Raw genomic sequence first — 23980 nt, 5'->3', positions numbered from 1 at the left:
ACCGGCTCGACGCGCCACCTCTCGATGGGAGACACCGCATGACGTCCATTCCCCCGGTCACTCTGGACGACGTCCGCGACGCCGCGGCCAGGATCGAGGGCGTCGCGCACCGCACCCCGGTGCTGCGTTCGCGGACCCTGGACCGGCTGGTGGGCGCCGAGGTGTTCCTGAAGTGCGAGAACTTCCAGCGCGTGGGCGCGTTCAAGTTCCGCGGCGCCTACAACGCCGTTTCGCGCCTGCCGCGCGAGCAGCTGGTCAAGGGCGTCGCTGCCTACTCCTCGGGCAACCACGCCCAGGCCGTCGCCCTGGCCGCCAGGGAGCTCGGCACCACCGCGGTGGTCCTCATGCCCGAGGACGCCCCGCCGTCGAAGATGGAGGCGACCGCCGGTTACGGCGCCGAGATCGTCACCTACGACCGCTACTCCGGTGACCGCACCGCGCTCAGCGTGGAGCTCGCCGCCGAGCGGGGCCTGGCCCTGATCCCGCCCTACGACCACCCGCACGTGATCGCCGGGCAGGGCACGGCGGCCCTCGAACTGCTGGAGGACGCCGGGCGGCTGGACCTGCTCCTCGCCCCGGTGGGCGGCGGCGGGCTGATCGCCGGCTGCGCCACCGCCGCCGAGGGTCTGCACCCGGGCATCCGCGTGATCGGCGTCGAGCCGGAGGCCGGTGACGACACCAGACGTTCCCTGGAGGCGGGCCGGCGCGTCACCATCGACGTGCCGCGTACCATCGCCGACGGCCAGGCCGTGCCCACGCCGGGCGAGCTGACCTTCTCGATCAACCAGCGCCTGGTCGAGACCGTCGCGCTGGTCACCGACGACGAGATCCGCCAGGCCATGCGCTTCGCCTTCGAACGCCTGAAGATCGTCGTCGAGCCGAGCGGCGCCGGCGGCCTGGCGGCCCTGCTCGCGGGGCGCGTGGAGCAGCTGCCCGGCCGGGTCGGCGTCGTCATCTCGGGCGGCAACGTCGACGCCCGCCGCTTCGCCGAGCTGTGCGGGCCCTGACCCCGCGACGTTGCGGGCGGCGGCTCACAGCTGGTTCCTGATGGGCAGCGGGACGTCCGGCACGGGCTGTGCGAGGAACTGGTGGACCTCCTCCGCCGCGAGGAGGTTGGCGTCCTCCAAGAGGCGCAACGACCGCCGCCAGGACTCACGCGCGTCGTCGTGCCTGCCGAGGTCGTACAGCGTCTGGCCGAGCCACCAGCAGGACACCGCCTCCCCGAGCCACTGGCCGGTCTCGTGCTGGAGCCGGATGGCCTCCCGGTAGTGGCCGACCGCCTCGGTGAGCCGGCCCGCCGCCCGGCAGGCGTCGGCGAAGGTGTCCTGGCCTATCCCTTCCCCCGACGGGATCTTCAGGTCGGCCCAGAGATCCAGGACCAGGCGAGCCTCCTCGATCGCTTCTTCGAACCTCAGCTGCCGGTAGAAGACGTGCACGCGGTTGTTGCGGACGGACGCCTCGTGGTCGCGCCGGCCGCTCTCCTGGGTCAGGGCGAGGCTGCTGTCCAGGGCGGCCAGCGCGTCGTCGAACCTCCGGAGCATGGTGTAGGTGATGCCGAGGTCGTTGTACGTCCCCGCCTTGCGGAAACGCTCGTCCGTACGATCCCAGCAGGCGAGGGCTTCGTTGAGGTGATGGACCGAGGCCGCGAAGTGCCCTTGCTCCTGGAAGACGGAGCCGATGTTCGTGTGTCCCATGGCCAGGCCGACCCAGTCGTCACCCTGCTGGGCGATGTCCAGCGACTTCCGCAACAGCCCGGGGAGTTCCGTGAGCCATCCCTTGCGCCAGAAGAGCCAGTGGACGGCCTGAGAGAGACCGATCGCGGTGCGGGGGGCGGCGGTGTCGGCGGCGGCCTGGTGGGCGGCGGCGAGGAGGTTGTCCCGCTCGCTCTCGGCCCATGCGATCGCTGCTTCGAGGGTGGAGAGGTCGGTGCCGCGCCCGCCGGCCGGGTACGCCTTGATGGGCCCGTCCGAGGTGGGATCGAGCAGCAGGCTGGCGGTCTGGGCGGTGGCCAGGTAGTGCTCGAGGGCGCGGTTGACCGCGGTGGCGCGTTCGGTGCGGGTGAGGTCCACGGCGGCCTGCTCGCGGGCGTAGAGACGGACCAGGTCGTGCATCCGGCAGCCGCCGGGCCCCGCGGGCTCGAGGATGCGGGCGTCGAGGAGGCGGTCGAGCGCGGCTTCCGCCCTGTGCTCCGGCCAGCCGGCCAGGGCGGCGGTGGCGGCCGGGGTGAAGGTGGGGGTGTCGAGGAGGCCGAGGAACGTGAGCAGATGGGCGGCGTCGTGGCCGGTGGGCTCTTCGCGCAGGTGGTGGTGGCTGACGGCGATGCAGGCGCGGACGGCCAGGTCGGCGTGTTCCAGCGCGTCGAGGCGGCGGGCCGCGTCGTTGAGACGGTCCGCGAGGTAGGAGAGCGTCCAGTCAGGGCGGGCGGCCAGGCGTGCCGCCGCGATGCGGACGGCCAGGGGGAGGCCGCCGCACAGCCGTACGATCTGCTCGGCGGCGTGCGGCTCTGCCTGGACGCGGCCCGGGCCGGCGATGCGGGCGAGCAGGGCGGTGGCGTCGGCGTGGTCGAGCCCGGTCAGGCGGAGATGGCTCGCGTTGTCGAGCGAGACCATGGCCTGCCGGCTGGTGATGATGACCGCGCAGGCGTCGCCGGCGGGGATGAGCGGCCGCACCTGGTGGGCGTGGCGGGCGTTGTCGAGGATGATGAGCAGGTTGCGGTTCGACGTGAGGGAACGGTAGCGGGCCGCGGCCTCCTCCAGGCCGGCCGGCACGGCTGAGCCGTCCAGGCCCAGGGAGCGCAGCAACTGGCCGAGCGCTTGGATGGGCTCCAGCGGCTGGAGGCCGGCGGCGGCGCCGTTCAGGTTGACGTACAGGACGCCGCCGGTGAAGCGGTGGGCGATGGCGTGGGCGGCGTGGACGGCCAGGGCCGACTTGCCGATGCCGCCGGCGCCGTCGATCGCGGCGATGGCCGGCGCGCCGGGTGCGGCGTCGGCGACCGCCTTGTCGAGCCAGGCGATCTCGGTGGCCCGCGCGGTGAAGACCCGCGTGTCGGCGGGCAGCTCGGCCGGGACGCCCGGCGCGCCGGGCGTCCCGGCGGCGAGGTCGAGCGCCGGGTCCCTGGTCAGCACCGCCTGCTGGAGCCGGCGCAGCGCGGCTCCCGGCTCGACGCCCAGCTCGTCGACCGTGACGCGCCGGGCCTCCTGGTACGCCGCGAGCGCGTCGGACGGCCCGCAGGCCCGGTAGAGCGCCAGCATCAGCTGGGCGCGGCGGCGTTCCCGCAGGGGATGCGCCTTGACGTGGGCGGCGAGCTCGGCCGCCACCTCCCGGTGTTCGCCGGCAGTCAGGCGCAGGTCGACGTGGTCTTCCTGAGCCGTGAGGCGCTCCTCGTCCAGGCGGGCGGCCTCGATCTGCGTCCAGGGGGCAGACATGCCGCTCAGCGCGGCGCCCCGCCACAGGCCGAGGGCCTGCCGGAACATCCTGCTCGCCGTCGTGCCGTCACCCCGGTCCCGGGCTTCCCGGGCCAGGCGGACAAGGCGGGAGAACAGGTGGGCGTCGACGTTCTCCGGGGCGAGGTTCAGCCGGTAGCCGCCGGAGACGGTCGCGATGATGTCGTCGTCCAGGAGCTCGCGCAGCTTCGACACCACGATGTGCAGCTGTTTGCCGGCGGTGGACGCCGTGCTCTCGCCCCAGACGTCGGTGAGGAGCCGCTCGGTGGAGACCGGGTGCCCGGCGTTCATGGCCAGCCGGGCCAGGAGCCCGATTCGGCGCTCCCCGGCCAGCTTGAGAGGCTCGCCGTCGACGGTGACCTCGAACGGCCCCAGAACGTTGATGCCCAGCCTCATGGAGTGCTCCCGTCCCTCGCTCGGTGAGGACATTATGGGAGCTCTCCACCGCAAGTGCCGCTGTGATCGACGCTTCGTTCTAGTAAGGCATACCTTATAAAAATGGTGAATCCTTCCGAGATCCGTACCGTGGCGACCGAGGCCGAGCTCCGGGAGATCCTGAAGGAGCCGCCCCGCTCCATCTGGGACAAGGACATCGCCCGCATCGACGAGCACGCGCGCACGATCATCGCGCACTCGCCCTTCGTGCTGCTGGCGACCGCGAACGCCGGCGGGATCTGCGACGTCTCACCCCGCGGAGACCCCGCCGGGTCGGTGCTGGTCCTCGACGACCACCGGCTGGCGCTCGCCGACCGGCCGGGCAACCACCGGCTCGACAGCTTCCGCAACGTGCTGGAGAACCCGCACGTCGGGCTGCTGTTCCTCGTGCCGGGGATGAACGAGACCCTGCGCGTGAACGGCCGCGCGACGCTCGTGTCGGACGCCCCCTTCTTCGACGACCTGGTCGTCCAGGGCAAGCGGCCGCGGCTGGCGGTCCTCGTCGACGTCGAGGAGCTGTACATGCACTGCGCGAAGGCGTTCCTGCGCTCGTCGTTGTGGGATCCGGAGACCTGGCCGGACCGCAGGAGCCTGCCCACGCTCGGGCGGATCGCCAAGGATCACATGGGCCTCAAGGTCCCCGCCAAGGCGATCGACGCCGGTCTGGCCCTGGACGCCAAGATGAACCGGTACTGACCTGCCGCGCGCCCTCGGATGCCGGCTACGAGACCCAGCCGGGCAACGGGTACGGCAGCTCGTCCCCCAGCTCCTCCCCGTCGATCACATCGCCTTCCCGCGGCAGGAGCACGGTGGCCCGGCGGCCCCACCCGGAGTAACGGGTGTCCGCCTCGACGCGGATGGAGCCGTCGTAGAAGGGGAGCACGGCCTCGGCCGACAGGCGCTCCACGAGCCCGGTCGGGCCGAGCCGGAGCACGTAGGACACCTTGCCCTCCCGCCCGCTCTTGGACCGCAGTCCGAAGCGCGACACGAAGGGACGGGACACCTTGACCAGCTCGCCGGTAGTGATCGTCCCGCGCAGCACTCCGTCCCGCCAGGAGGTGCGGTGCGCCACCAGGGCCCTGAGCGTGGCCTTGTCCAGGACGTCGAGCAGCCGGTTGCTGGCCGGCAGGTTCGTGGCCCGGTAACGCACCCACCGCTTCTCCTGCGGCAGTGCGGCGTCCACCAGGGCGCCCGAGACATAGTCGTCTTCTCCGGACGAGATGATCCTGAGGGGCATCGCGGCGAGGGCAAGGTCGTCCTTCATGCCCTTCGAAGCCTTCTTGCCGAAACGTATGGACTGCGACAGATCGGCGGCGATCTCGTCCTGCGGGCCGAACCCGATCGTGCCGTCCGCGCTGGTGGTGTAGGAGAGACCGCGGCCGTGGTCGGTCTTCGCCGTGGACGTGATGGTGACGGTCCTGCCGGGCTGCAGCGCGGCCTCGACTGCCTTGACGGGATCGACCCCGGGCGCGGCCTGCGCGGGACCGGTGACCTGCGTCAGGCCCGTGACCACGACGATGCCGATGACGGTTCGTTTCATCACGTTTCCTCGGATGATGTGGAAGGTCACGATCAATCTCGTGCACCGAAGATCGGCGGTCAAGCCGGAGCGCGGCGAGCTGGATCGGCCCTCCACGCGGACGCTCTCGCTTTCGACGCGGTGCACGCCGGTGCCGGGGGAGCCGGTCACTCGTACGTGCGTGCCCGGAGTGCCAGGGTGACGACAGTGGCGTCGGCCGAGGCCATGACGTCGCGGCCGGTCGCGACGGCGAACTGGCGCAGCCGGTTCAGCACCGTGTTGCGGTGGCAGTAGAGCTGCCGGGCCGTCGCCGAGACCGAACCGGTGCGCAGGTAGCGCTCCACGGTCTCCAGCACCCTGGCGACGTCACGGGCCGGAAGCCCTCCCAGCCCGCCGAGCGCGTCGCGGACGAGGTCGGTCCTGAACTCGCCGAGCGTCCCCGCCGCGATCGCCGGCCACAGATCGCGGGCGGCGACGGGCCCGGACGCGTCCGGCGGCAGCGCGTACAGGGTCAGCTCGGCCAGCCGCACGGCCCTGGGCACCTCGGCGAGGCCTTCGACGGCAGGGCTCACCGCGCACCGGACACCGCCGAACCAGCCCTCGGCCGCGGCGGCGCCCGCCCGCGCGGGAAGCTGCAGCACCACGATCGACCCGGCGGGACGCTCCTGTTCGTGCGCGCGGACGTCGAGGACGCCGAGCTGCTCGCGTACGGGACGAAGGGCCGCGAGGCGGCCCGGCGGGAACGCCACGACCACGTACGACGCGCTCTCGTCGAGCCCGAGCACGGTGGACACCTGCCGCCGGATGTCGGGATGGCGGCCGTCGCACTCCAGCAGCCGCGCGAACCACCGGGCCCGCTCATCCTGCCGGGCCTGCGCCATCTCCAGCACCCGTTGCTGGTAGGCGGCCATGATGCCCATGGAGTGGTGCTCCACCGCCTCCCACACGCGCGGAGCCTCGGCCACCAGGCTTGACAGGTCGCCGGGGCCGGCCCGCAGGCGCAGCTCGTCCCAGACGACCCGGGCGTCGAGGCGTACGGCCTGCAACAGCGTGTCCAGCGGCACCCCCGCCTCAGCCCGCGCCGCGCCGATCTCGGCGGACGCGCCCGCGACGTGTTCCGGCACCGGCAGCCGCCCGACGAGGCGCAGGATCAGTTCGAGGCTGCGGCGGGCGTCGGCCAGCAGGGTCTCCTCGGGAACGACCGTCCTGGCGTAGGGTGCGCCGATCCCGATCATCTCGGCGACGAAACGGTCGGCGAGCGGGGCGACGTCGCGCACCAGCTCGCGCGAGAGCCGGTCGACCACTTCGGACGTCATCCGCGCCCCCTCCCGCTGTGCGAATGCACAGTCTAACGGCGGCACCTGGGTGCCGATTTGCGATTGAACCGCAGATCAGAGGCACGACAGGGTGTCATTATGCAACCCACGGCTCACCCCCCGAAGCCGGAAACCAACCCCCGAACAGTCGCACTGGGCGCCTTCGCGGGCACCGCGCTGGAATGGTACGACTACTACGTCTACGGCACGGCGGCGGCGCTGATCTTCAACAGCCAGTTCTTCCCCGAGCTGAGCCCGCTCGCGGGCACGATGGCCTCCTTCGCTACGTTCGGCGTCGGCTTCGTCGCCAGGCCTCTCGGCGCGGCCGTCTTCGGCCACCTCGGCGACCGGTACGGCAGGCGCCGCATTCTGATGGTCACCGTCGTCCTCATCGGCGTCGTCACCGGGTGCATCGGCCTGTTGCCGACGTACGCGCAGATCGGGGTGGCGGCTCCGATCCTGCTCGCCACGCTCCGCCTGCTGCAGGGCCTGTCCGTCGGCGGCGAGTGGAGCGGCGCCGCGACGTTGGCGGTCGAGCACGCGCCAAAGGAGAAGCGCGGCATCTACGGCGTCATGCCGCAGATGGGCTCCCCGGTCGGCTCCTTGACGGCCACGGCCGTGTTCGCGCTGGTCAGCGTCCTGCCGGACGCGCAGTTCGAGTCCTGGGGCTGGCGCATTCCCTTCCTGCTGGGCTTCCCGCTGCTGCTGATCGCGCTCTGGGTTCGCAGCAGGGTGGACGAGTCGCCGGTGTTCCAGGAGATGCTGACCCAGCAGCGTGCCGCCAAGCGGCCGCTCGTCGAACTGGTCCGCACCAGCGGCGGGCGCCTGATCGCCGGTATCGCGGTGTCGTTCGTCGGCATCGGCGGCTATTACCTGTGCGGCACGTTCCTCGTCAACTACGGCTCGGACACCGTGGGCATCGACCGTACCGTGCTGCTCAACGCGGCCACCCTCGGATCCTTCATCAACCTGTGTCTCTACCCGGCGTTCGGCCGGATCGCCGACCGCGTCGGGCCGGGACCGGTGGCCGTCTGGGGGGCGGCGGCCTCCGCCGTGGCGGCGTTCCCGATCTTCTGGCTGGTCGGCCTGGGCAGCGCGGCGGGCGTCGCGGCCGGGCTGGTGCTCGGCGTGGTGCTGGTGTCGGTCAGCTATGCCGCGTGCGGGCAGCTGCTCAGCGAGATGTTCACCCGGGAGGTGCGCTACTCCGGCGTGGGCCTGTCGTACAACGTGTCCGGGGCCATCAGCGGGTTCGTGCCGCTGGGCGCGACCGCGCTGCTGGCCGCGACAGGGGAGAGCCTGTGGCCGGTCGCGGCGATGTTGTGCGTGTTCTCGCTGATCACCTTGTTCGCCGCCGTGGCGGCCAAGCGGCTCCGCGTCGCGGAGCTGTGACGTACGGAAAGGACTCGACCATGAGCACGATCGCCGACGACGGCGCGCAGCCCGAGCACTACTACCACAAGCTGGTCGGCCCCGAGCCGGAGCCGCCCTTCCAGGACCCGGCCGAGCTGGAGCGCTACTGGGGCCGCCGCTGGGGCGCCGCGGACGAGGTGAGCCGTCTGCGCACGGTGCTGGTACGCCGTCCGAGCAGCGGCCTGGCCGCGATCACCGCCGACGCGTGGGACCCGCGCGCCGGAGCGCTGGTCGATCCCGGACGGCGGTGGTACTGGCGCGGTGACAAGGCGCCGAACATGGAACTGGTGATGGAGCAGCACGCGGCGCTGGTGGCCGCGCTGCGGGCCGAGGACGTCGAGGTCGTCGAGGCGCCCGAGCTGCCCGACCACACCAAGTCCGTCTTCACCCGCGACCCGATGCTGACCGTGCCGGGCGGCGCCGTCGTCACCCGCCTGGCCCCGCGGATGCGGCGCGGCGAGGAGGCGTCGGTGACCAGGACGATCGCCGGGCTCGGCATGCCGATCCTCGGCACGATCATCGGTGCGGGGCTCGCGGAGGGCGGCACGTTCGTCAAGCTCCGGCGCGACCTGGCGGTGTTCGGCCTGTCGATCCGGTGTAACCCCGAGGGCGCGCGGCAGCTCGCCGGGATCCTCGAACCACTCGGCATCGAGCTGGTGACCGTGCCGCTGCCGGGCTATACGATCCACGTGGACGGGCAGTTTCACATGGTCGGCGAGGACCTGGCGCTGGCCAACACCCACCGCCTACCGTACGAGTTCCTGGCCCGGCTGGACAGCCTCGGCATCAAGGTCGTCTCGCCTCACCCGGAGGAGCAGTACGCCTGCAACTCGCTCACGGTCCGGCCGCGGCGGCTGCTGTTTCCCGCGCACTGTGTGCGCACCGCCGACCGGCTGGTCGCCGAGGGCGTGGAGATCGTACCGGTGCCCTACGACGAGATCCTGAAGAACGGCGGTGGCATTCACTGCTCGACCATGGAACTCGTCCGCGACTGGTAGAGGGACCAATGCATCTGACTCCGGCGGAGCACGACCGCCTGACCGTCTTCACCGTGGCGGAGCTGGCCCGCCGCCGCCGCGACAGGGGCGCTCAGCTGTCCGCGCCCGAGGCCGTGGCGCTGGTCGCCGACGCCGTGTTCGAGGCCGCCTGGGACGGGCTGCCGATGGAGGCGGTGATCGCGGCCGGCCGCGGCGCGGTGCGCGCGGAGGAGGCCAGGCCCGGTGTCGCGGCGCTGGTCCGCCGGGTCGAGGTGGACGCGCTGTTCCCGGCGGGGACGGCGCTCGTGGCCGTCGACGACCCGCTGGGCCGGGAGCCGGATCCGGCGGACCCGGGCGCCGTCCTCCCGGCGGCGGAGCAGACGGCACCGGCGCCGGGCCGCGCCCGGATGGAGATCGAGGTGACCAACACCGCGGACGTCGACGTGCACGTCTCGTCGCACTATCCGTTCTGGCAGGTCAACGCAGCGCTGTCGTTCGACAGGGAGGCGGCGCGCGGTCACCGGCTGGACGTGCCGGCGGGCAGCAGCCTGTGTTTCCCGCCAGGGGTGACGATCACCGTGCGGCTGGTCATGCTGGGAGGAACGGCCACCGCGCCCCGGCTCACGCTTGGAGGCGAAGGATGAGCTTCGACAGGGCGACGTACGCGGCCGTATACGGCCCGGCCACCGGCGACCGGGTGCGCCTGGCCGACACCGGGCTGGTGGTCGAGGTCGAGCGTGACGACACCGAGGCCGGCGACGAGCTGCTCGGCGGCTGCGGCAAGACCGTGCGGGAAGGACTGCTGCTCACCAGCGGCCCCCGCAGCTCGGAGCTGGACCTCGTCGTCACCAACGCCCTCGTCCTCGACCCGCTGCTCGGCGTGGTCAAGACCAACATCGGCGTCAAGGACGGCAGGATCGCCGGGCTGGGCCGGGCCGGGTCGCCCGACGCAGTGAACGGCGTCGAGCTCGTGGTCGGCCCGCACACGGCGATGATCCCCGCCGAGGGAATGATCGTCACCCCCGGCGTGGTCGACTCCCACGTCCACCTGTCGAGCCCGGCGCTCCTCGACGTGGCGCTCTCCGCCGGGGTGACCACCGTGGTCGGCATGGGCCTCGGCGGGGTGTGGGACGTCGGCGTCAACCCCAAGCGCAACCTCGACCTGATGATCGAGGCCTGGCGGGAGGTGCCGGTGAACGTGGCGTTCCTGGCCCGCGGCTCGTCGGTGCGGCCCGCGCTGCTGGAGGCGGCCGTCCTCGCCGGGGCGGGTGGGTTCAAGGTGCACGAGGATTTCGGCGCGCAGCCTGCCGTCGTGGACACCTGCCTCGCGGTGGCCGACGCCGCCGACCTGCCGGTGGCGCTGCACACCGACTCGCTGAACGAGTCGGGCCTGCTGTCCGACACGATCGAGGCGACGCGGGGCCGTACGGTGCACGCCTACCACGTCGAGGGCGGCGGCGGGCATCCCGACCTGCTGGAGATCCTTTCCCACCCGCACGTGCTGGCGTCCTCGACCACGCCCACGCTGCCGTACACGGTCAACACCGTGGCGGAGCTGTTCCCGATGACGATGACCGTGCACCGGCAGAACGCGCTGCTGCCCGGAGACGCCGACGTGACCAGGAGCCGCGTGCGGGCGAGCGCTATCGCGGCGGAGAACGCGCTGCACGACGCCGGCGCGGTCAGCATCGTCAACTCCGACTCGATGGGGATGGGACGCGTCGGGGAGACGGCCCGGCGCACGTGGCAGCTCGCGGCGCACGCCAAGGCGGTGTCGGAGCGTCACGACCGCCACGACAACGAGCGGGTCCTGCGCTACCTCGCCAAGATCACCATCAATCCCGCGATCGCGCACGGGATGGCAGACCAGATCGGCGGCATAGCTCCGGGCAAGGTCGCCGACCTCGTTCTGTGGCACCCGGCCTGGTTCGGCGCCAAGCCCGAGCTGGTCGTGAAGTCGGGGTTCGTGGCCTGGGGCGTGAGCGCGTCCGGCGCGGCGTCCACGCGGGCGGGTCAGCCGCGGGCGTACCGGCGGTTCTTCGGCTCCATGGGCGACGCGCCGCGGCGCCTGGCCCACGTCTTCGTCGCCCGCGAGGCCCTGGAGGACGCGGCCGCGCGGCGTGCGCTGCCGGCCGGGGCGAGCTACCTGCCGATTCGCGACTCGCGAGGGCTGGCCCGCCAGGACATGGTCCTCAACACACGTGTCCCGCAGGTCCGCGTGCCGCGCGACGGCGGCCCTGTCCTGGTGGACGGAGGGCCGGTGGGTCTGCCGCCGGCGAGTCGGCTCCCGCTCACCCAGGTGCAGCATCTCGCGTGAGCCGGTCCGTGACGATTGTGCGAGCCGGCCCTGTCCGAGGTCGGATCGGGCTCGTGCGCGCCCTCAACCGCGCAGGCGGGGGAGCCGCCGGAGGCGGGGTGGATGAGGTCAACGGTCACGTGCGTGCCTCCGGTCCGGCTGGATTCCGCTCCGGCCCGATCACCCCGGCACTCGTGCCGGTAACTTGCCGGCTACGGCCTCGGCGATGGCGTGCGCTGGTTTCAGCGTGGCTTCCTCGGAGAGCGGTTTGCCGTCGGCGTTGCCGGAGTAGAACACCGTGATCATGAGATTGCGGACCGTGAACACGACCCTGGCCGCCCCGCGCGTCCCCACGTGCGGCGCATTGGTGTCGATCCGGTAGTCGGCCATGGCTTTCTGGCCGGGACCTCGCAGGGCGTAGAAGGCGGCACTGGCGTTCCGCCATTCGTGGTAGTAGTGAATGAATTGTCCGTCCGCCTCCGCCGCTCCGTCGCGATAGCGGCCGTTGGGATACGACGTGATGGACACTCCCGCGGAGGTGTACCGGTCGTCTGAGGCAGAGCCCCAGCTGCAACCCTCTGTGACACCACGCATGCGTCCGCCCATGACGCTGCGGGAGGCGGGATCGACGCCGGCAGCCCGCAGAGCCGCCTCTCCGACCAGCTCGCACGGGTCCGACGCGGTGAGGGCGGGTTCGGGGCGACCCGACCTGGCGCCCACCGCCGGGCCGTCCACCTTGGCGCCGATGGCCGCGGCCACCTCGGAGGCGGCATCCAGAGCGCCGTTCATGGTGGGCTTCTCCCCGAGCGGTTCCTCGGCATAACCCTTGATGCGGGTCATTTGGTATTCCACCTTCGTGGACACCGCACCTGACCTGAAGTGCAGCACGGCCTCGCTGGAAGTCCTGTCTGTTTCGTAGCTGATCATCGCCTCGTGGCCGAGCCCGATGACCGGCTGCCAGGTGCCCTCGACGGCATGCCTGCTGTGGCGCCCCTGATCGGTCGCCAAGTCGTAGTGGTCCATGGCATCGGCAAGGGAGCCGGCCGTAAATTCCACCCGAAGCAGGCCGTCCAGCCCAGATTCGTCGGAGGCGCGGAGGGGGATCATGAACAGGCAGCTATTCTCATCCGGATCGTCGGTGGCGCCGGGGACCAGCTTCCCGAGGGTGGCGTCGTCCAGGCCGCACTTCTCCGGTTTGGTGAACGGCCTGGCCGCCGGGTAAAGATCCGCGGTCGTGGGTATGGCGAGCGGGCGCTCCTCGACGTTCGGGGCGCGGGTGTACTTCACTATGGACACCACGAGGCCGCCGAGCAGGAGAAGCGCCAGTCCGACTCCTGCGGAGACGGCGACGACAGACTCACGCATCTTGATGGAAGCCCTTCGCGAAATCCGGACTTTTCCGGCGATCTTCGAGCTGACGTCAGGAATACGACGCCGTTCCACTCTGGGTCCACCGAGGTCAGACACCCCGCCCCTTGGGTCGCGCGCTCAGCTCGGCCGCCCATCAATATCACGGTACGGGGTGCCGCCGGTAACGAAGAGGCACTGAAGGACGCACACCCCATCGATTCTGCCAAACACCATGGATGTCCCCGTGAGCCGTCCGCTGCCATGGTTGAGTGCTCTGGCGCGGGGCGCTCGTCATAGGGATGGAGCTCGGCCACGCTCGTCAGGTGCTGGACGGCCTCCTCCGCACGGTCGAGGAGCAGCGCAATTCCGCTAATTCGATCACGGTCGCCAGCCTGGGCCGTCCCCAGCCGGTTGACCATGGCGAGCTGGAGCAGATCGAGCCGGTCGGCCGGCTCGCGCTGATACGGATCTCTGATCACCGCACCGGGAACACGGACGATCAGTAGGTTGGTCATGTGGCTGATAACCGTACGCCGTTAGCGCTGTCCGACCGGTACGTGCTGCTGGATCGCATCGGCAGCGGAGGCATGGGCACCGTGTGGCGCGCGACCGACCAGCTCCTGAACCGCACGGTCGCCGTGAAGGAGACGCATGTGCGGGCAACCGGCGACAAGGGCGCGGAGCACTCCGCCCGCGCGCGCAGGGAGGCGCACGCCATCGCCCGTATCTCCCACCCCAACGTCGTCAACATCCACGACCTGGTCTTCCACGACGAGCGGTTGTGGCTGGTGATGGAGTTCGTGGACGGGCCCTCGCTGAAGCAGCACGTCGCCGACAACGGGCCGATGGATCCCGCCGCCGTCGCCGGGATCGGCCTGCAGCTGCTGTCGGCTCTGGAGGCCGTGCACGCCGCCGGCGCGCTGCACAGGGACATCAAGCCGGGCAACATCCTGCTGCGCCGCGACGGCAGGGCGATCCTCTGCGACTTCGGCATCGCGGCGCTGGCCGGGAGCGAGTCGCTCACCGCGAGCGGCGCCGTGGTGGGGTCGTTCGAGTACATCGCCCCCGAACGGTTGAGCGGCCTGCCTGTGGGGCCGCCCAGCGATCTGTTCTCGCTCGGCGTCACCCTGTGCGTGCTGCTGTCCGGCCGTTCCCCGTTCGCCCGTCCGGAGCCCGTCGGCGTGCTGAACGCCGTCATCCGCGACGAACCTGACATCCCGGCCAGCGCGGGACCGTTGCGTCCCTCCATCGAAGCGTTGCTGCGGAAGAACCCGGCCGATCGTCCCTCCGTCGAGCAGGCGAGCGAGATGCTGCGGCCCCTGGCCGCGACGGCGCCGGACACGCAGCGCTTCTCGCTGTCCGGCGCCGTTCAGCGCCGCCGCCTGCTGGGCGTGGCGGCGGTTTCCGCGGCCGGCCTGGCCGCCGCGGCCGTCGGAGCGGGCGCGCTGATGAGCCGCTCGGGAGCCGGCGCCGACTCCGACGCGGCCGGGACCTCCGCGCACCCGGCAGGCACCGACGCGGCGGCGAAGGCCACGAACCCGACCCGCACCGACGCCGTGCTGCCGGTGCCGGACGATCCCGACCTCGAGGCCCCCGGCTATTACTGGATGTTCTCGGGTGACCGCTACCTCCGGGCCCGCATGTCGGCCTCGGGCTACCCGGTGGGCGAGCGCCTGTCCGAGCCCTCGGACCTCGACGCGTGGAAAGGTACGTTCCAGAGCCTGCCGGGCTTCCGTGACCGGATCGACGCGACGCTCCGGGTCCCCGGGTCCCGGGACGAGTACTGGGTCTTCTCCGGCAGCCAGTACCTCCGCATGCGGATCGCCGGCGCCGAGAAAGGATACGCCGACACGCTGGTGACGGGCCCGCGGCCGCTGCGCGACTGGGCGGACGCCTTCGGCGAGCTCGCCGGCGGCGGCATCGACGCGGTGATGCGCACGCCGGACGATCAGAAGCAGTACTGGGTGTTCGCGGGTGACCGGTACGTCAGGACCAGGCTGGCCGGTGAGGGCCCCGGCGGCGAGGTCGCCTTCGGGCCGTCGGGCTTCGACGGGTGGGCCGGCACGTTCTACCGGCACCCCGCATTCAGGCACGGGATCGACGCGGCGATGCCCGTGCCGGGAGAGCGGAACGACTACTGGGTGTTCGCCGGCGCCCAGTACATGAAGATTCGCGTCGCCGACGAGACCTACGCCGACACGGTGGTCGACGGCCCCAGAGCTCTGCGCGACTGGAGCACACTCCAGTGACCCCCGTGGCCGGTAGGGCACCGCCGTGCCGGCCACGGGGATGCCTGTTACGGCGTCACCTGCCTGCCGCCGAAGGTCACGACGAGGCGGCCGTCCGAGGCGAACGACCAGCTCAGCGAGCCGCTGTAGGACGAGCAGCGCGACCCGTTCGAGCCGGACCAGAACTGGTTCGAGCCGTCGGCGTCACCGATGATCCGGTCGTTCGACCCGCTGTCGCACGAGGTGTTGTCGCGGAAGACCGAGGAGCCGCCGTCGAAGTTGAAGTTGCGTTCCTCGTTGCCGATGCTGACGTTGCCCGACACCGTCATCGTGCCGAGGTTGCGGTTGTAGGTGAACCCGTGCTTGCCGTTCTCGTAGGCGATGTTGCGCCGGATGACGTGGTCGACCCCGATGTCCTCGCCGCCGAGCTTGTAGCCGTTGCGGTCACCGTCGCCGGCCTGGCTGCCGTCGCTCAGGGTGCCGTTGTCGTAGGCGAGGGAGTCCTCGATGGTCACCGCGCCGATGGGTCCGGTGTCGTCCTTGGTGAACAGGTCGTAGCCGTCGTCGATGTTGTTGTGGGACACCGTGTAGCGGAAGACGTTGCCGGGCCCGACGGTGAGCTTCGGGGCGAAGCCGTCGGCGTCCTCGCCGTCGGAGTCGGCGTTGTCGTGCGACACCGTGCTCACGACGAGGTTGCCGGAGGGCCACTGGTCCGCGGGCGCCCCGGCGACCAGGCGCGAGAGCTGCAGGCCCGAGTCGCGGTTGAAGCGCGTCACCGTGCGCTCGATGATGTTGTTGTTGCCGGCGAGCAGGATGCCGTTGTCACCGGCGCGCTCGACGACGATGCCGCGGATGTGCCAGTACGACCCGCCCACGGCCAGCCCGCGGTTGGCCGAGTCCTCGCTCTGGGCCGAGAAGTTCAGCACCGGCGTCTCGCCTGGATGGGCGAACAGTTCGGTGCGGTCGCCGGAGGTGCCGTCGTTGCCCTGCGGGATGGTGACCGTCTGCGAGAAGCGGTAGGTGCCGCCGCGCATGTAGATCGTCCCGCCGGGGGCGACGCGGGAGATCGCGGAGGTGAGGGTGGTCGGGTCCGACTCCGTCCCGGCCGCGCTGTCGCTGCCGCCCGGCGCCACGTACAACGTGTCGGCGGGCGGCTCGGTCGTGCCGCCCGCCTCCACGTCGATGTAGTCGATGTTGGGCAGGCCGTTCGAGGTGGTGGGGCTGAGCCGGATGGTGTTGCTTCCCGCGTTCAGCGGCACGGTCAGTGTCGTGGTGGTCCAGGTGGTCCAGGCGCCGGTGGCCGCGAACGGGACGGTCTGGGTGGTGGCGCCGTTGACGATCAGGCCGGCGGGGCGGCCGCTGGTGGTGCCGTTGGCGTGGCGGATGGCGAGGGTGGTGGTGCCGGCCGTGGCGGCGTTGACGGTGAACTGGGCGTAGCCGCCGGTGTCGTTGTCGCCGTTGCAGAACCCGCTGCCCGAATATCCGGAGTGGTTGTTGTCGATGCTGCCGTTGCAGACGGCGGGGGAGGTCTCGGCCTCGTAGCGGGTGGGTGCGGCGTGTGCGGGTTGTGCGACGGCGAGCGTGCCGGCCAAGAGGCCGGCGCAGGCGATGACGGAGGTGAGGCGCATCATGCTGCTCCAATGGGTTGGGTACGGCGTCCCTTGCCCGGGCAAAGCAGAAACGGATGCCACAGTAGGAAAGCGCTTTCCCCCCGTCAACCGCCGCTGAAACTTTCATCCGGCCGCCAGCACGGCCACCCCCCGAGGCGGCAGGACGAGCACATCGCCGGACCGCTCGCCGTCGAGCAGCACGCTCCCGCCGCCGGGGACCGGCACGCGGCGTTCCTCGAAGGCGTGGTTGAGCAGGAACAGATGGCTCACACCATCCGCGCCGGCCCGGGTGACCGCCTCCACGCCCTCCGGCAGGCCGGGCAGCGTCACGCCGGCCTCGGCGGCGGCGCGGCGGGTCAGCTCCCGCATCACCGCCGGGTCCGGCCGGGTGCCGAGATACCAGGCGACGCCTGAGCCGTAGACGTGCCGGGTGACGGCCGGGCCACCCGCGTTGGATCCGTCGCCGAACGAGGCCACCGCCTCGGCGCCCGCCAACTCGATGCGCTCGGACCACAGCGTGGCCGGCGACTCCGAGCCGTCCACGACGATCGGGACGCTCGCCCCGGCGTGCAGCGGGTCGAACTCGGTGATCGACAGGCCGAGCAGATCGCGCAGCGGCCCCGGATATCCCCCCAGCCACACCCGGTCGTTCTCGTCGACGATGCCGGAGAAGAACGACACCACCAGGTGACCGCCCCCCTCGACGTACGCGGCCAGGTTCGCCGCCGCCTCCGCCGAGAGCAGGTAGAGGTTGGGCACCACCACCAGCCGGTAGCCGCTCAGGTCGGAGGTGGGGCGCACCACGTCGGTGGTGACGCCGAGCCGCCACAGTGGTTCGTAGTGGTCGCGCAGCCGGTCCATCATGCGGATCCGGTCACTCGGGTGCGACTCCTGCTCGACCGCCCACCAGTTGCGCCAGTCCAGCACGAGCGCCGTCTCGGCCCGCACCCGCGATCCCCCGACCGCGCCCAGCGACCGCAGGTCGCCGCCGAGGTCGCGGACCGCCTGGTGCAGCGGATGGCCGGGGCCCGCGTGCGGGACCATGGCGGAGTGGAACTTCTCCGCGCCGCCGCGTGAGGCGCGCCACTGGAAGAACAGCACGGCGTCCGCGCCGCGGGCCACCGCCTGCAGGCTGTCCAGCCGCATGCCGCCGGGCTTCTTGGCCGGGTTGGTGCCCATCCAGTTGACCGCGGAGGTGGCCTGCTCCAGCAGCCACCACGGCCGGCCGTCACCGAGCCCGCGCCACACGTCGAAGAACAGCGCGCTCTGCAGCTGCGGCTCGGGCTCGCGCTGGTCGGGATAGCAGTCGCCGCTGACCACGTCCATCTCCGCCGCCCAGGCCGGGTAGTCGGTGGTGGGGGCCACGTTGCACAGGTTGGTGGTGACCGGCACGTCCGGCGTGGCCTGGCGTACCACGTCCGCTTCGAGCCGGTAGCAGTCCAGCAGCGCGTCGGAGCAGAACGCGGTGAAGTCCAGCGTGTGCGCCGGGTTGGGGATGCCGGTGGTGCGGCGGGGCGGGAGGATCTCCTCCCACGCGGAGTAGCGCTGGCTCCAGAAGGTCGTGGTCCACGCCTCGTTGAGCTGGTCGAGGGTGTCGTACCGGCGGCGCAGCCAGTCGCGGAAGGCTTCGGCGCAAAGGTCGCAGTAGCACCGGGGCACCTGGCAGCCGTACTCGTTGCCGATGTGCCAGGCGGCCAGCGCCGGGTGGCCCGCGTACCTCCGGGCGAGCTCGGTGACCAGGGACCGCGCCGCCTCCCTGTAGGCGGTGGACGACGGGCAGATGTGGCAGCGCGACCCGTAGCTCAGGCGCACGCCGCCGGCGTCGACCGGCAGCGACTCGGGGTGGCGGTGCCCCAGCCACGGCGGCGGCGAGGCCGTCATCGTGGCCAGGCACACCGCCACGCCGTGGTCGTGCAGCAGGTCCATGACATCGTCGAGCCACGCGAACCGGTAGTCGCCAGGGACGGGCTCCACCTGGGCCCAGGCGAAGATGCCGAGCGTCACGAAATTGACGCCGGCGTCGCGCATCAGCTCGGCGTCCTCCGCCCAGACCGGGCGCGGCCACTGCTCGGGGTTGTAGTCCCCGCCGAAGCGGATCACTCGCGTACGCTCCCTTCGGTCAGGCCGGCCCGCCAGAACCGCTGGAGGGCCCCCGACAACACGATCAGCGGAATGACCGACACGAACGAGCCGACCACCACCAGCGTCTGGAGGATCGGCTCCCGGTCGGCGAAGCCCTGCCAGCTGGTCAGGCCGAGGGTGAGCGGGTAGAGGCTGCTGTCCGACAGCATCACCAGCGGCAGAAAGTAGTTGTTCCAGATCCCGATGAACTGGAACAGGAAGATCGTCACCAGCGCCGGAGACATGATCTTCAGGGCGATGGTGAGGAAGATCCGCCATTCGCCGGCGCCGTCCGCCCTGGCGGCGTCCAGCACGTCGTCCGGCACCGTGGCCGCGTACACCCGCGACAGGTAGACCCCGAACGGGCTGACCAGGCTGGGCAGCAGGACCGCCCAGTAGGTGTTGGCCAGGCCGACGTCCGACATCAGCAGGAACAGCGGCAGGCCGATGGCGGTGGTGGGCAGCAGCACCCCGGCGAGGATGACGTTGAACAGCGCCTCCCTGCCGCGGAACTCGCACTTGGCCATCGCGTAGCCGGCGCACGCGGCGACGAGCGTGGCGCCGGCCGCGCCGAGCCCGGAGTAGATCACCGAGTTGAGTATCCACCGCAGGTAGATCCCGTCGCTGAAGGAGAACAGGTCGCCGAGGTTGGTCCACAGCTGCGGGTTGGCGAACCACAGCGGGGAGGAGTTGATCAGGTCGCCGGTGTTCTTGGTGGCCGCCACGATCAGCCAGTACAGCGGCAGCAGGAAGTACGCCGCCAGCACCAGCAGCAGGACGGTGGTGAGCCAGCGCAGGCTGATCGTTCTCAACGGCGTCCCCTTCCCACGAAGCGCAGGAACCCGAAGGACAGCACGGCGGTCACCAGCGCCAGGATGATCGACTCCGCGGCGGCCAGGGCCATGTCGTTGCCGTTGAACGCGTCGTGGTACGCGGTCAGCGTGGGCGTGTAGGTGGTGGACAGGCCGCCGGACACCGGGAGCAGGACCAGCGGCTCGTTGAACAGCTGCAGCGAGCCGATGATGGTGAACACGGTGATCAGCACGAGCGCGGGACGCAGCAGCGGGATCTGGATGCGCCAGGCGATGCCCCACCGTCCCGCGCCGTCGATCCTGGCCGCCTCGTACAGCGTGCGCGGGATCGACTGCAGCTGGGCCACCACGACCAGCATGTTGTAGCCGACGAACAACCACACCACGATGTTCATGACGGACCAGAACACCGTGCCCGGTCCGAGCAGGTCGACCTCGATGCCGAACGCGCTGAGCACCGGGGTGAACGGTGACGTGCCGGGCGCGTACAGGAAGCCCCACATGATCGAGGCGATCACGCCGGGGATGCCGTACGGCAGGAAGAAGCTGGTGCGGAAGAAGCGCGGCCAGCGCGCCATGCCGGCCTCCAGGATCAGCGCCAGCACCGTGGAGCCGACCACCATCAGCGGCACCATGATCGCCGCGTAGAGCAGGATGCGGCCGAGGCTCTCCACGAATCCCGGGTCGGACAGCGCCTTGCCGTAGTTGGCCAGGCCGGCGAAGCGCGTGCTCTGGCCGCGCAGCCCGAGCAGGCCGGAGCGCTCGATGACGGTGAAGCTCTGCGCCAGCGCGTACAGGATGGGTGCGACGAAGAACCCGGCGAACAGCAGTACGAACGGCGCCAGGAACACCGCGGCGGTGCGTTTCCTCATTGGGCCCTCAGCCCTTTCTCCCTCAGTTGCTCGACCACCTGCGTCTGCGCCGCCCGCAGCGCGCTCGCGAAGGTGCCCTCGCCGGCGACGGCCCGCGGGAAGCTGTCGTTGAGCCGCTGCCTGGTCTCCTCGTAGCCGGGCCACCACACCCAGCCGCCCGGCACCTGGTTGGAGGATTCGGTGAACAGCTGGTCGGTACGCTGCCCGCCGAGGAACGCGGAGGGCTTGGTCAGCGACGGGCTGGACATGCCGTCGATCGCGGCGGGCCAGCCGTAGCCGCTCTCGATCAGCATCGCGACGCTGCGCGGGTCGCGGTTGATCCACAACGCGAACTCGACGGCCTCGCGGGGATGCTCGCAGCCGCGCAGCAGCGCGGTGGACGAGCCGCCGTTGCTGGCGGAGGCCTTGCCGCCCGCCTCCCACTGGGGCAGCGGCGCGGCCCGCCACTTGCCGGCGGTGTCCGGCGCGTTGGCCGCGAGGATGGCCTCGGCCCACTGCGCGAGGGGGATCGCCACCAGGTGGCCGGACGCGAGGTCCTTGTACCAGCCTGGCGCGAAGTGCGGGCTGACCTTGACCAGCCCGTCCTTGACCATGCCCTGCCAGTAGTCGGCCACCTTCAGCGTTTCCTGGCTGGTCATCCTGGCGTTCCAGACGCCGCCGCGGGTGTCGAACCACGGCGTGCCGGCCTGCCAGGCGAGGCTGATGAAGGGCGAGGTGTCGTTGGCGGGGAAGTTCGTGACGTACGCGTCCGGGTCGGCCTCGCGGACCCGGACGGCCGCCTCGCGGTACTCCGCCCAGGTCTTCGGCACCTCGATGCCCCACTTGTCGAACAGGTCGGCCCGGTAGTAGAGAGCCATCGGGCCGGTCGCCTGGGGCACGGCGTAGGTGCCGCCCTCGTACGTCACGAGGTCCCAGGTGTTGCGCTGGAAGTCGGCCCGGTCGGCGTCGGTGAGATAAGGGCCGAGGTCCATCAACTCGACGTTGAGCAGGAACGACGGCAACTCCTGGAATTCCATCTGGGCCAGGCACGGGGCGTCGCCGGCCAGCACGGCGGCGTGCATCTTCGCGTACCCGCCCTTCGGGCCCGGCGGGATGTTGTCCAGCGTGACCTGGACGTCGTCGTGGGTGCGGTTGAACAGCTCGACGGCCTTGTCCATCCCTGGAACCCACGCCCAGAAGGTGAGCCGGACGGGATCCCGTCCGGCTTGAGCGGCGCCGCCCCCGCAGGCGCTCACGAGCAGCATCGCCACCGCGGCCAGGCTGAGGAGGGGGGATCCCAAGCGTCGTGGCCAAATAACCATAAAATATGCTTTTATCATCTTCATAAGGGGATCGGAAGGGATGTGCGGCCTTGAGCTATCCACGGCGTGGCATGCACGGTGAGGTCGTCGAGGATCTCGGCCGGCGCATTCTCGGAGGCGATCCCGGCGCCGGGGGGACGCTCGACCCGACCGCCCTGGCCAGGCACTACGGCGTCAGCCAGACGGTGATGCGGGAGGCGCTGAAGACCCTCGCGGCCAAGGGCCTCGTGGACGCGCGGCCGAAACGCGGCACGTACGTCCGGCCCCGCGCCGAGTGGTCGATGCTCGATCCGGACGTCCTGCGGTGGCGGTTCACCCAGCGCGGCGACGAGCGGATGCTCCGCGACCTCGCCGAGGTCCGGGCCGTGGTGGAGCCGGCCGGCGCCCGGCTGGCCGCGCAGCGCCGCACCGACGAGGACCTGGACGTCCTCGAGGCGGCGCTGGCCCGCATGGCCGACACCGTCTCCGACCCCGTCGCGCACACCGAGGCGGACATCGCCTTCCACCGCACGCTGCTCGCCGCCGCGCGCAACGAGGTGCTCGACTGCCTCCAGATCGTGATCGCCGCCGCGCTGTACGCGCGGGACCGGCTGGTGCACGCCGGCGGCGAGCGCCCAGGGTTCGCCGCCACGCACCGGGCGGTCCTGGACGCGGTCCGCCGCGCCGATCCAGACGCCGCAGAATCCGCCATGCGGGACCTGCTCGCGCAGGCCGGAAAGGACGAAGCCGCATTATGACCACCCCCCACATGACCTCCAGGCGGCGCATGCTCGCCTACGCCGCAGGGCTGGCCGGGCTGGCCGCCGTGGCCCAGGTGCCCGGCGGCTGGACCGACTCCTCACCCGCCCTGCCCGGCACGCCGTTCACGCTCGGCGTCGCCTCAGGAGATCCCCGGCCCGACGGCGTGGTCCTGTGGACCAGGCTCGCCCCGCAGCCGCTCGCCGACGACGGGCTCGGCGGCATGCCGCGCACCCAGGTGCCGGTGCGCTGGGAGGTCGCCGAGGACGACGGGATGCGCAAGGTCGTCCGCAGAGGAGTGGCGACCGCGCGCCCGGAGTTGGCGCACGCCGTGCACGTGGAGGTGCACGGCCTGCGTCCCGGCCGGGCGTACTGGTACCGGTTCACCGCCGGCGCCGACGACAGCCCGGTCGGCCGTACCAAGACCGCGCCCGACCCGCGCTCGTCCGCGCCGGTCAGCTTCGCCTTCGCCTCCTGCCAGGCCTGGGACGCAGGCTTCTACACCGCCTACCGCGACATGGCGGCCCAGGACCTCGACCTCGTCGGGCACCTCGGCGACTACATCTACGAGAACGGGATCGGCGCCACCGGAGGCAGGCGCGGCACGCCGCTGTCGCCCGCGCACGGCGCGCTCGTCCAGACCCTCTCGCAGTACCGGCTGCGGCACTCGCTCGTCGCCACCGACCCCGACCTGCAGGCCGCCCGCGCCGCCGCCCCCTGGTTCTTCACCCTCGACGACCACGACGTGGAGGACAACTGGGGCGCCGACCGGTCGCCCACCGGCGCGACCCCGGAGAACTTCCTGCGCCGCCGCGCCGCCGCGTTCCGCGCCTTCTACGAGAACAACCCGATGCGTCCCTCCGCGCTGCCGGTCGGGCCCGACATGGCGATGCACCACCGGATCGGCTACGGGCGGCTGGCGAGCTTCTTCGTGCTGGACGCGCGGCAGTTCCGCAGCCCCATCGACATCGGGGCGCGGCTCGACCCCTCCCGCACCATGCTGGGGGAGGAGCAGGAGCGCTGGCTGCTCAAAGGGCTCGCCGATTCGTCGAGCACCTGGAACCTGCTGGCCAACCAGGTCATGATGTTCCAGCTCGACCGGCTCACCGACCCCGGGCTGCAGCAGCTCAACCCCGACACCTGGGACGGCTACGCGGCCGCGCGCGACCGGCTGTGGACCGGCATCGGCGAGCGCCGCGTGTCCAACCCGGTGGTGCTCACCGGCGACGCCCACGTCAACTGCGCCGCGGAGCTCAAGGCCGACTACGCCGACCCCGGCTCGCCTAGCGTGGGCGTGGAGTTCGTCGGCACCTCGATCACCTCCGGCGGCGACGGATCCGACGACACGCCGGGAGGCCAGGAGTGGCTGGCCTCCAACCCCCACCTGAAGTTCTTCAACAACCAGCGCGGATACGTGCGCTGCCGGGCCGACGCCGACACGCTGACCACCGACTACGTGGTGGTGGACAAGGTCACCACGGCCGGTGGCGCCGCGTCGGTGCGCAGATCGTTCGTCGTCGAATCCGGCCACCCGGCCCTGCAGGACATGTGA

Annotated in this window: 19 protein-coding genes; 10 read left to right on the top strand and 9 right to left on the bottom strand. The window is 71.4% G+C overall.

Features of this window, described 5'->3' with window-relative positions; all coding sequences use genetic code 11:
• The first annotated feature begins 38 nt into the window (after positions 1–38).
• Entirely contained in the window at positions 39–1007 is a 969-nt protein-coding gene (locus ABGB14_RS41705) for a threo-3-hydroxy-L-aspartate ammonia-lyase (protein ID WP_347649401.1), read from the top strand.
• 24 nt (positions 1008–1031) lie between these two features.
• Here ABGB14_RS41705 and ABGB14_RS41700 read toward each other — a convergent pair whose 3' ends face one another.
• Positions 1032–3839, bottom strand: a complete 2808-nt coding sequence (locus ABGB14_RS41700) for a BTAD domain-containing putative transcriptional regulator (protein ID WP_347649400.1) — start codon at positions 3837–3839, stop codon at positions 1032–1034.
• Between the two features lie 102 nt (positions 3840–3941).
• Here ABGB14_RS41700 and ABGB14_RS41695 point away from each other — a divergent pair, with 102 nt between their 5' ends.
• The gene (locus ABGB14_RS41695; protein WP_347649399.1) at positions 3942–4574 is read left to right on the top strand and encodes a pyridoxamine 5'-phosphate oxidase family protein; all 633 of its coding nucleotides are present in this window, start codon (positions 3942–3944) and stop codon (positions 4572–4574) included.
• Positions 4575–4599: 25 nt separating this feature from the next.
• Here the strand turns inward: ABGB14_RS41695 and ABGB14_RS41690 are convergent, their stop codons facing one another.
• Together ABGB14_RS41690 and ABGB14_RS41685 are read right to left on the bottom strand one after the other, a co-directional pair.
• Positions 4600–5418, bottom strand: coding sequence for a hypothetical protein (locus tag ABGB14_RS41690; RefSeq protein WP_347649398.1), 819 nt, complete (start codon positions 5416–5418; stop codon positions 4600–4602).
• Positions 5419–5564: 146 nt separating this feature from the next.
• Positions 5565–6713: a helix-turn-helix domain-containing protein gene (locus tag ABGB14_RS41685; protein ID WP_347649397.1), complete on the bottom strand. Its 1149-nt coding sequence runs from the start codon at positions 6711–6713 to the stop codon at positions 5565–5567.
• A gap of 99 nt (positions 6714–6812) precedes the next feature.
• Between ABGB14_RS41685 and ABGB14_RS41680 the strand changes: the two genes are divergently transcribed.
• Genes ABGB14_RS41680 through ABGB14_RS41665 form a run of 4 tightly spaced genes read left to right on the top strand, consistent with a single transcriptional unit; the run spans position 6813 to position 11417 of the window.
• Positions 6813–8102 (top strand): MFS transporter, encoded by a 1290-nt coding sequence (locus tag ABGB14_RS41680; protein ID WP_347649396.1) that lies wholly within the window; start codon positions 6813–6815, stop codon positions 8100–8102.
• 20 nt (positions 8103–8122) lie between these two features.
• Positions 8123–9121: an arginine deiminase-related protein gene (locus ABGB14_RS41675; protein WP_347649395.1), complete on the top strand. Its 999-nt coding sequence runs from the start codon at positions 8123–8125 to the stop codon at positions 9119–9121.
• A gap of 8 nt (positions 9122–9129) precedes the next feature.
• The gene (locus ABGB14_RS41670) at positions 9130–9744 is read left to right on the top strand and encodes an urease subunit gamma (protein ID WP_347649394.1); all 615 of its coding nucleotides are present in this window, start codon (positions 9130–9132) and stop codon (positions 9742–9744) included.
• A complete protein-coding gene (locus tag ABGB14_RS41665; protein WP_347649393.1) occupies positions 9741–11417 on the top strand; it encodes an urease subunit alpha in 1677 nt (558 codons plus the stop codon). The genes ABGB14_RS41670 and ABGB14_RS41665 overlap by 4 nt, the downstream gene beginning before the upstream one ends.
• 159 nt (positions 11418–11576) lie before the next feature.
• On the opposite strand, the gene ABGB14_RS41660 is transcribed toward ABGB14_RS41665, so the two are convergent.
• Positions 11577–12839, bottom strand: a complete 1263-nt coding sequence (locus ABGB14_RS41660; protein ID WP_347649392.1) for a hypothetical protein — start codon at positions 12837–12839, stop codon at positions 11577–11579.
• 176 nt (positions 12840–13015) lie between these two features.
• On the opposite strand from ABGB14_RS41660, the gene ABGB14_RS41655 reads away from it, so the two are divergent.
• Both ABGB14_RS41655 and ABGB14_RS41650 read left to right on the top strand, forming a co-directional pair.
• Positions 13016–13252, top strand: coding sequence for a hypothetical protein (locus tag ABGB14_RS41655; protein ID WP_347649391.1), 237 nt, complete (start codon positions 13016–13018; stop codon positions 13250–13252).
• A gap of 9 nt (positions 13253–13261) precedes the next feature.
• Complete coding sequence (locus ABGB14_RS41650; RefSeq protein ID WP_347649390.1) at positions 13262–14995, top strand: protein kinase; 1734 nt, start codon at positions 13262–13264, stop codon at positions 14993–14995.
• Positions 14996–15042: 47 nt separating this feature from the next.
• On the opposite strand, the gene ABGB14_RS41645 is transcribed toward ABGB14_RS41650, so the two are convergent.
• From ABGB14_RS41645 to ABGB14_RS41625, 5 genes are all read right to left on the bottom strand, one after another.
• Positions 15043–16602 carry a CBM35 domain-containing protein gene (locus ABGB14_RS41645; RefSeq protein ID WP_347649419.1) on the bottom strand — a complete coding sequence of 520 codons (1560 nt, stop codon included), beginning with the start codon at positions 16600–16602 and terminating at the stop codon, positions 15043–15045.
• A gap of 105 nt (positions 16603–16707) precedes the next feature.
• Positions 16708–18684: a beta-galactosidase gene (locus ABGB14_RS41640; protein WP_347649389.1), complete on the bottom strand. Its 1977-nt coding sequence runs from the start codon at positions 18682–18684 to the stop codon at positions 16708–16710.
• A complete protein-coding gene (locus tag ABGB14_RS41635; protein WP_347649388.1) occupies positions 18681–19517 on the bottom strand; it encodes a carbohydrate ABC transporter permease in 837 nt (278 codons plus the stop codon). Before ABGB14_RS41635 ends, ABGB14_RS41640 begins: the two co-directional genes overlap by 4 nt.
• The gene (locus tag ABGB14_RS41630; protein ID WP_347649387.1) at positions 19514–20389 is read right to left on the bottom strand and encodes a sugar ABC transporter permease; all 876 of its coding nucleotides are present in this window, start codon (positions 20387–20389) and stop codon (positions 19514–19516) included. The genes ABGB14_RS41635 and ABGB14_RS41630 overlap by 4 nt, the downstream gene beginning before the upstream one ends.
• On the bottom strand, positions 20386–21633 hold the full coding sequence (locus ABGB14_RS41625) for an extracellular solute-binding protein (protein WP_347649418.1): 1248 nt from the start codon (positions 21631–21633) through the stop codon (positions 20386–20388). The genes ABGB14_RS41630 and ABGB14_RS41625 overlap by 4 nt, the downstream gene beginning before the upstream one ends.
• A gap of 107 nt (positions 21634–21740) precedes the next feature.
• On the opposite strand from ABGB14_RS41625, the gene ABGB14_RS41620 reads away from it, so the two are divergent.
• Both ABGB14_RS41620 and ABGB14_RS41615 read left to right on the top strand, forming a co-directional pair.
• Entirely contained in the window at positions 21741–22427 is a 687-nt protein-coding gene (locus ABGB14_RS41620; RefSeq protein ID WP_347649386.1) for a FadR/GntR family transcriptional regulator, read from the top strand.
• Positions 22424–23980, top strand: a complete 1557-nt coding sequence (locus ABGB14_RS41615; RefSeq protein ID WP_347649385.1) for an alkaline phosphatase D family protein — start codon at positions 22424–22426, stop codon at positions 23978–23980. Before ABGB14_RS41620 ends, ABGB14_RS41615 begins: the two co-directional genes overlap by 4 nt.

Source organism: Nonomuraea sp. B10E15 (genome assembly GCF_039871615.1).
Lineage (GTDB): Bacteria > Actinomycetota > Actinomycetes > Streptosporangiales > Streptosporangiaceae > Nonomuraea.
This window is presented reverse-complemented; position numbering and strand designations above follow the sequence as displayed.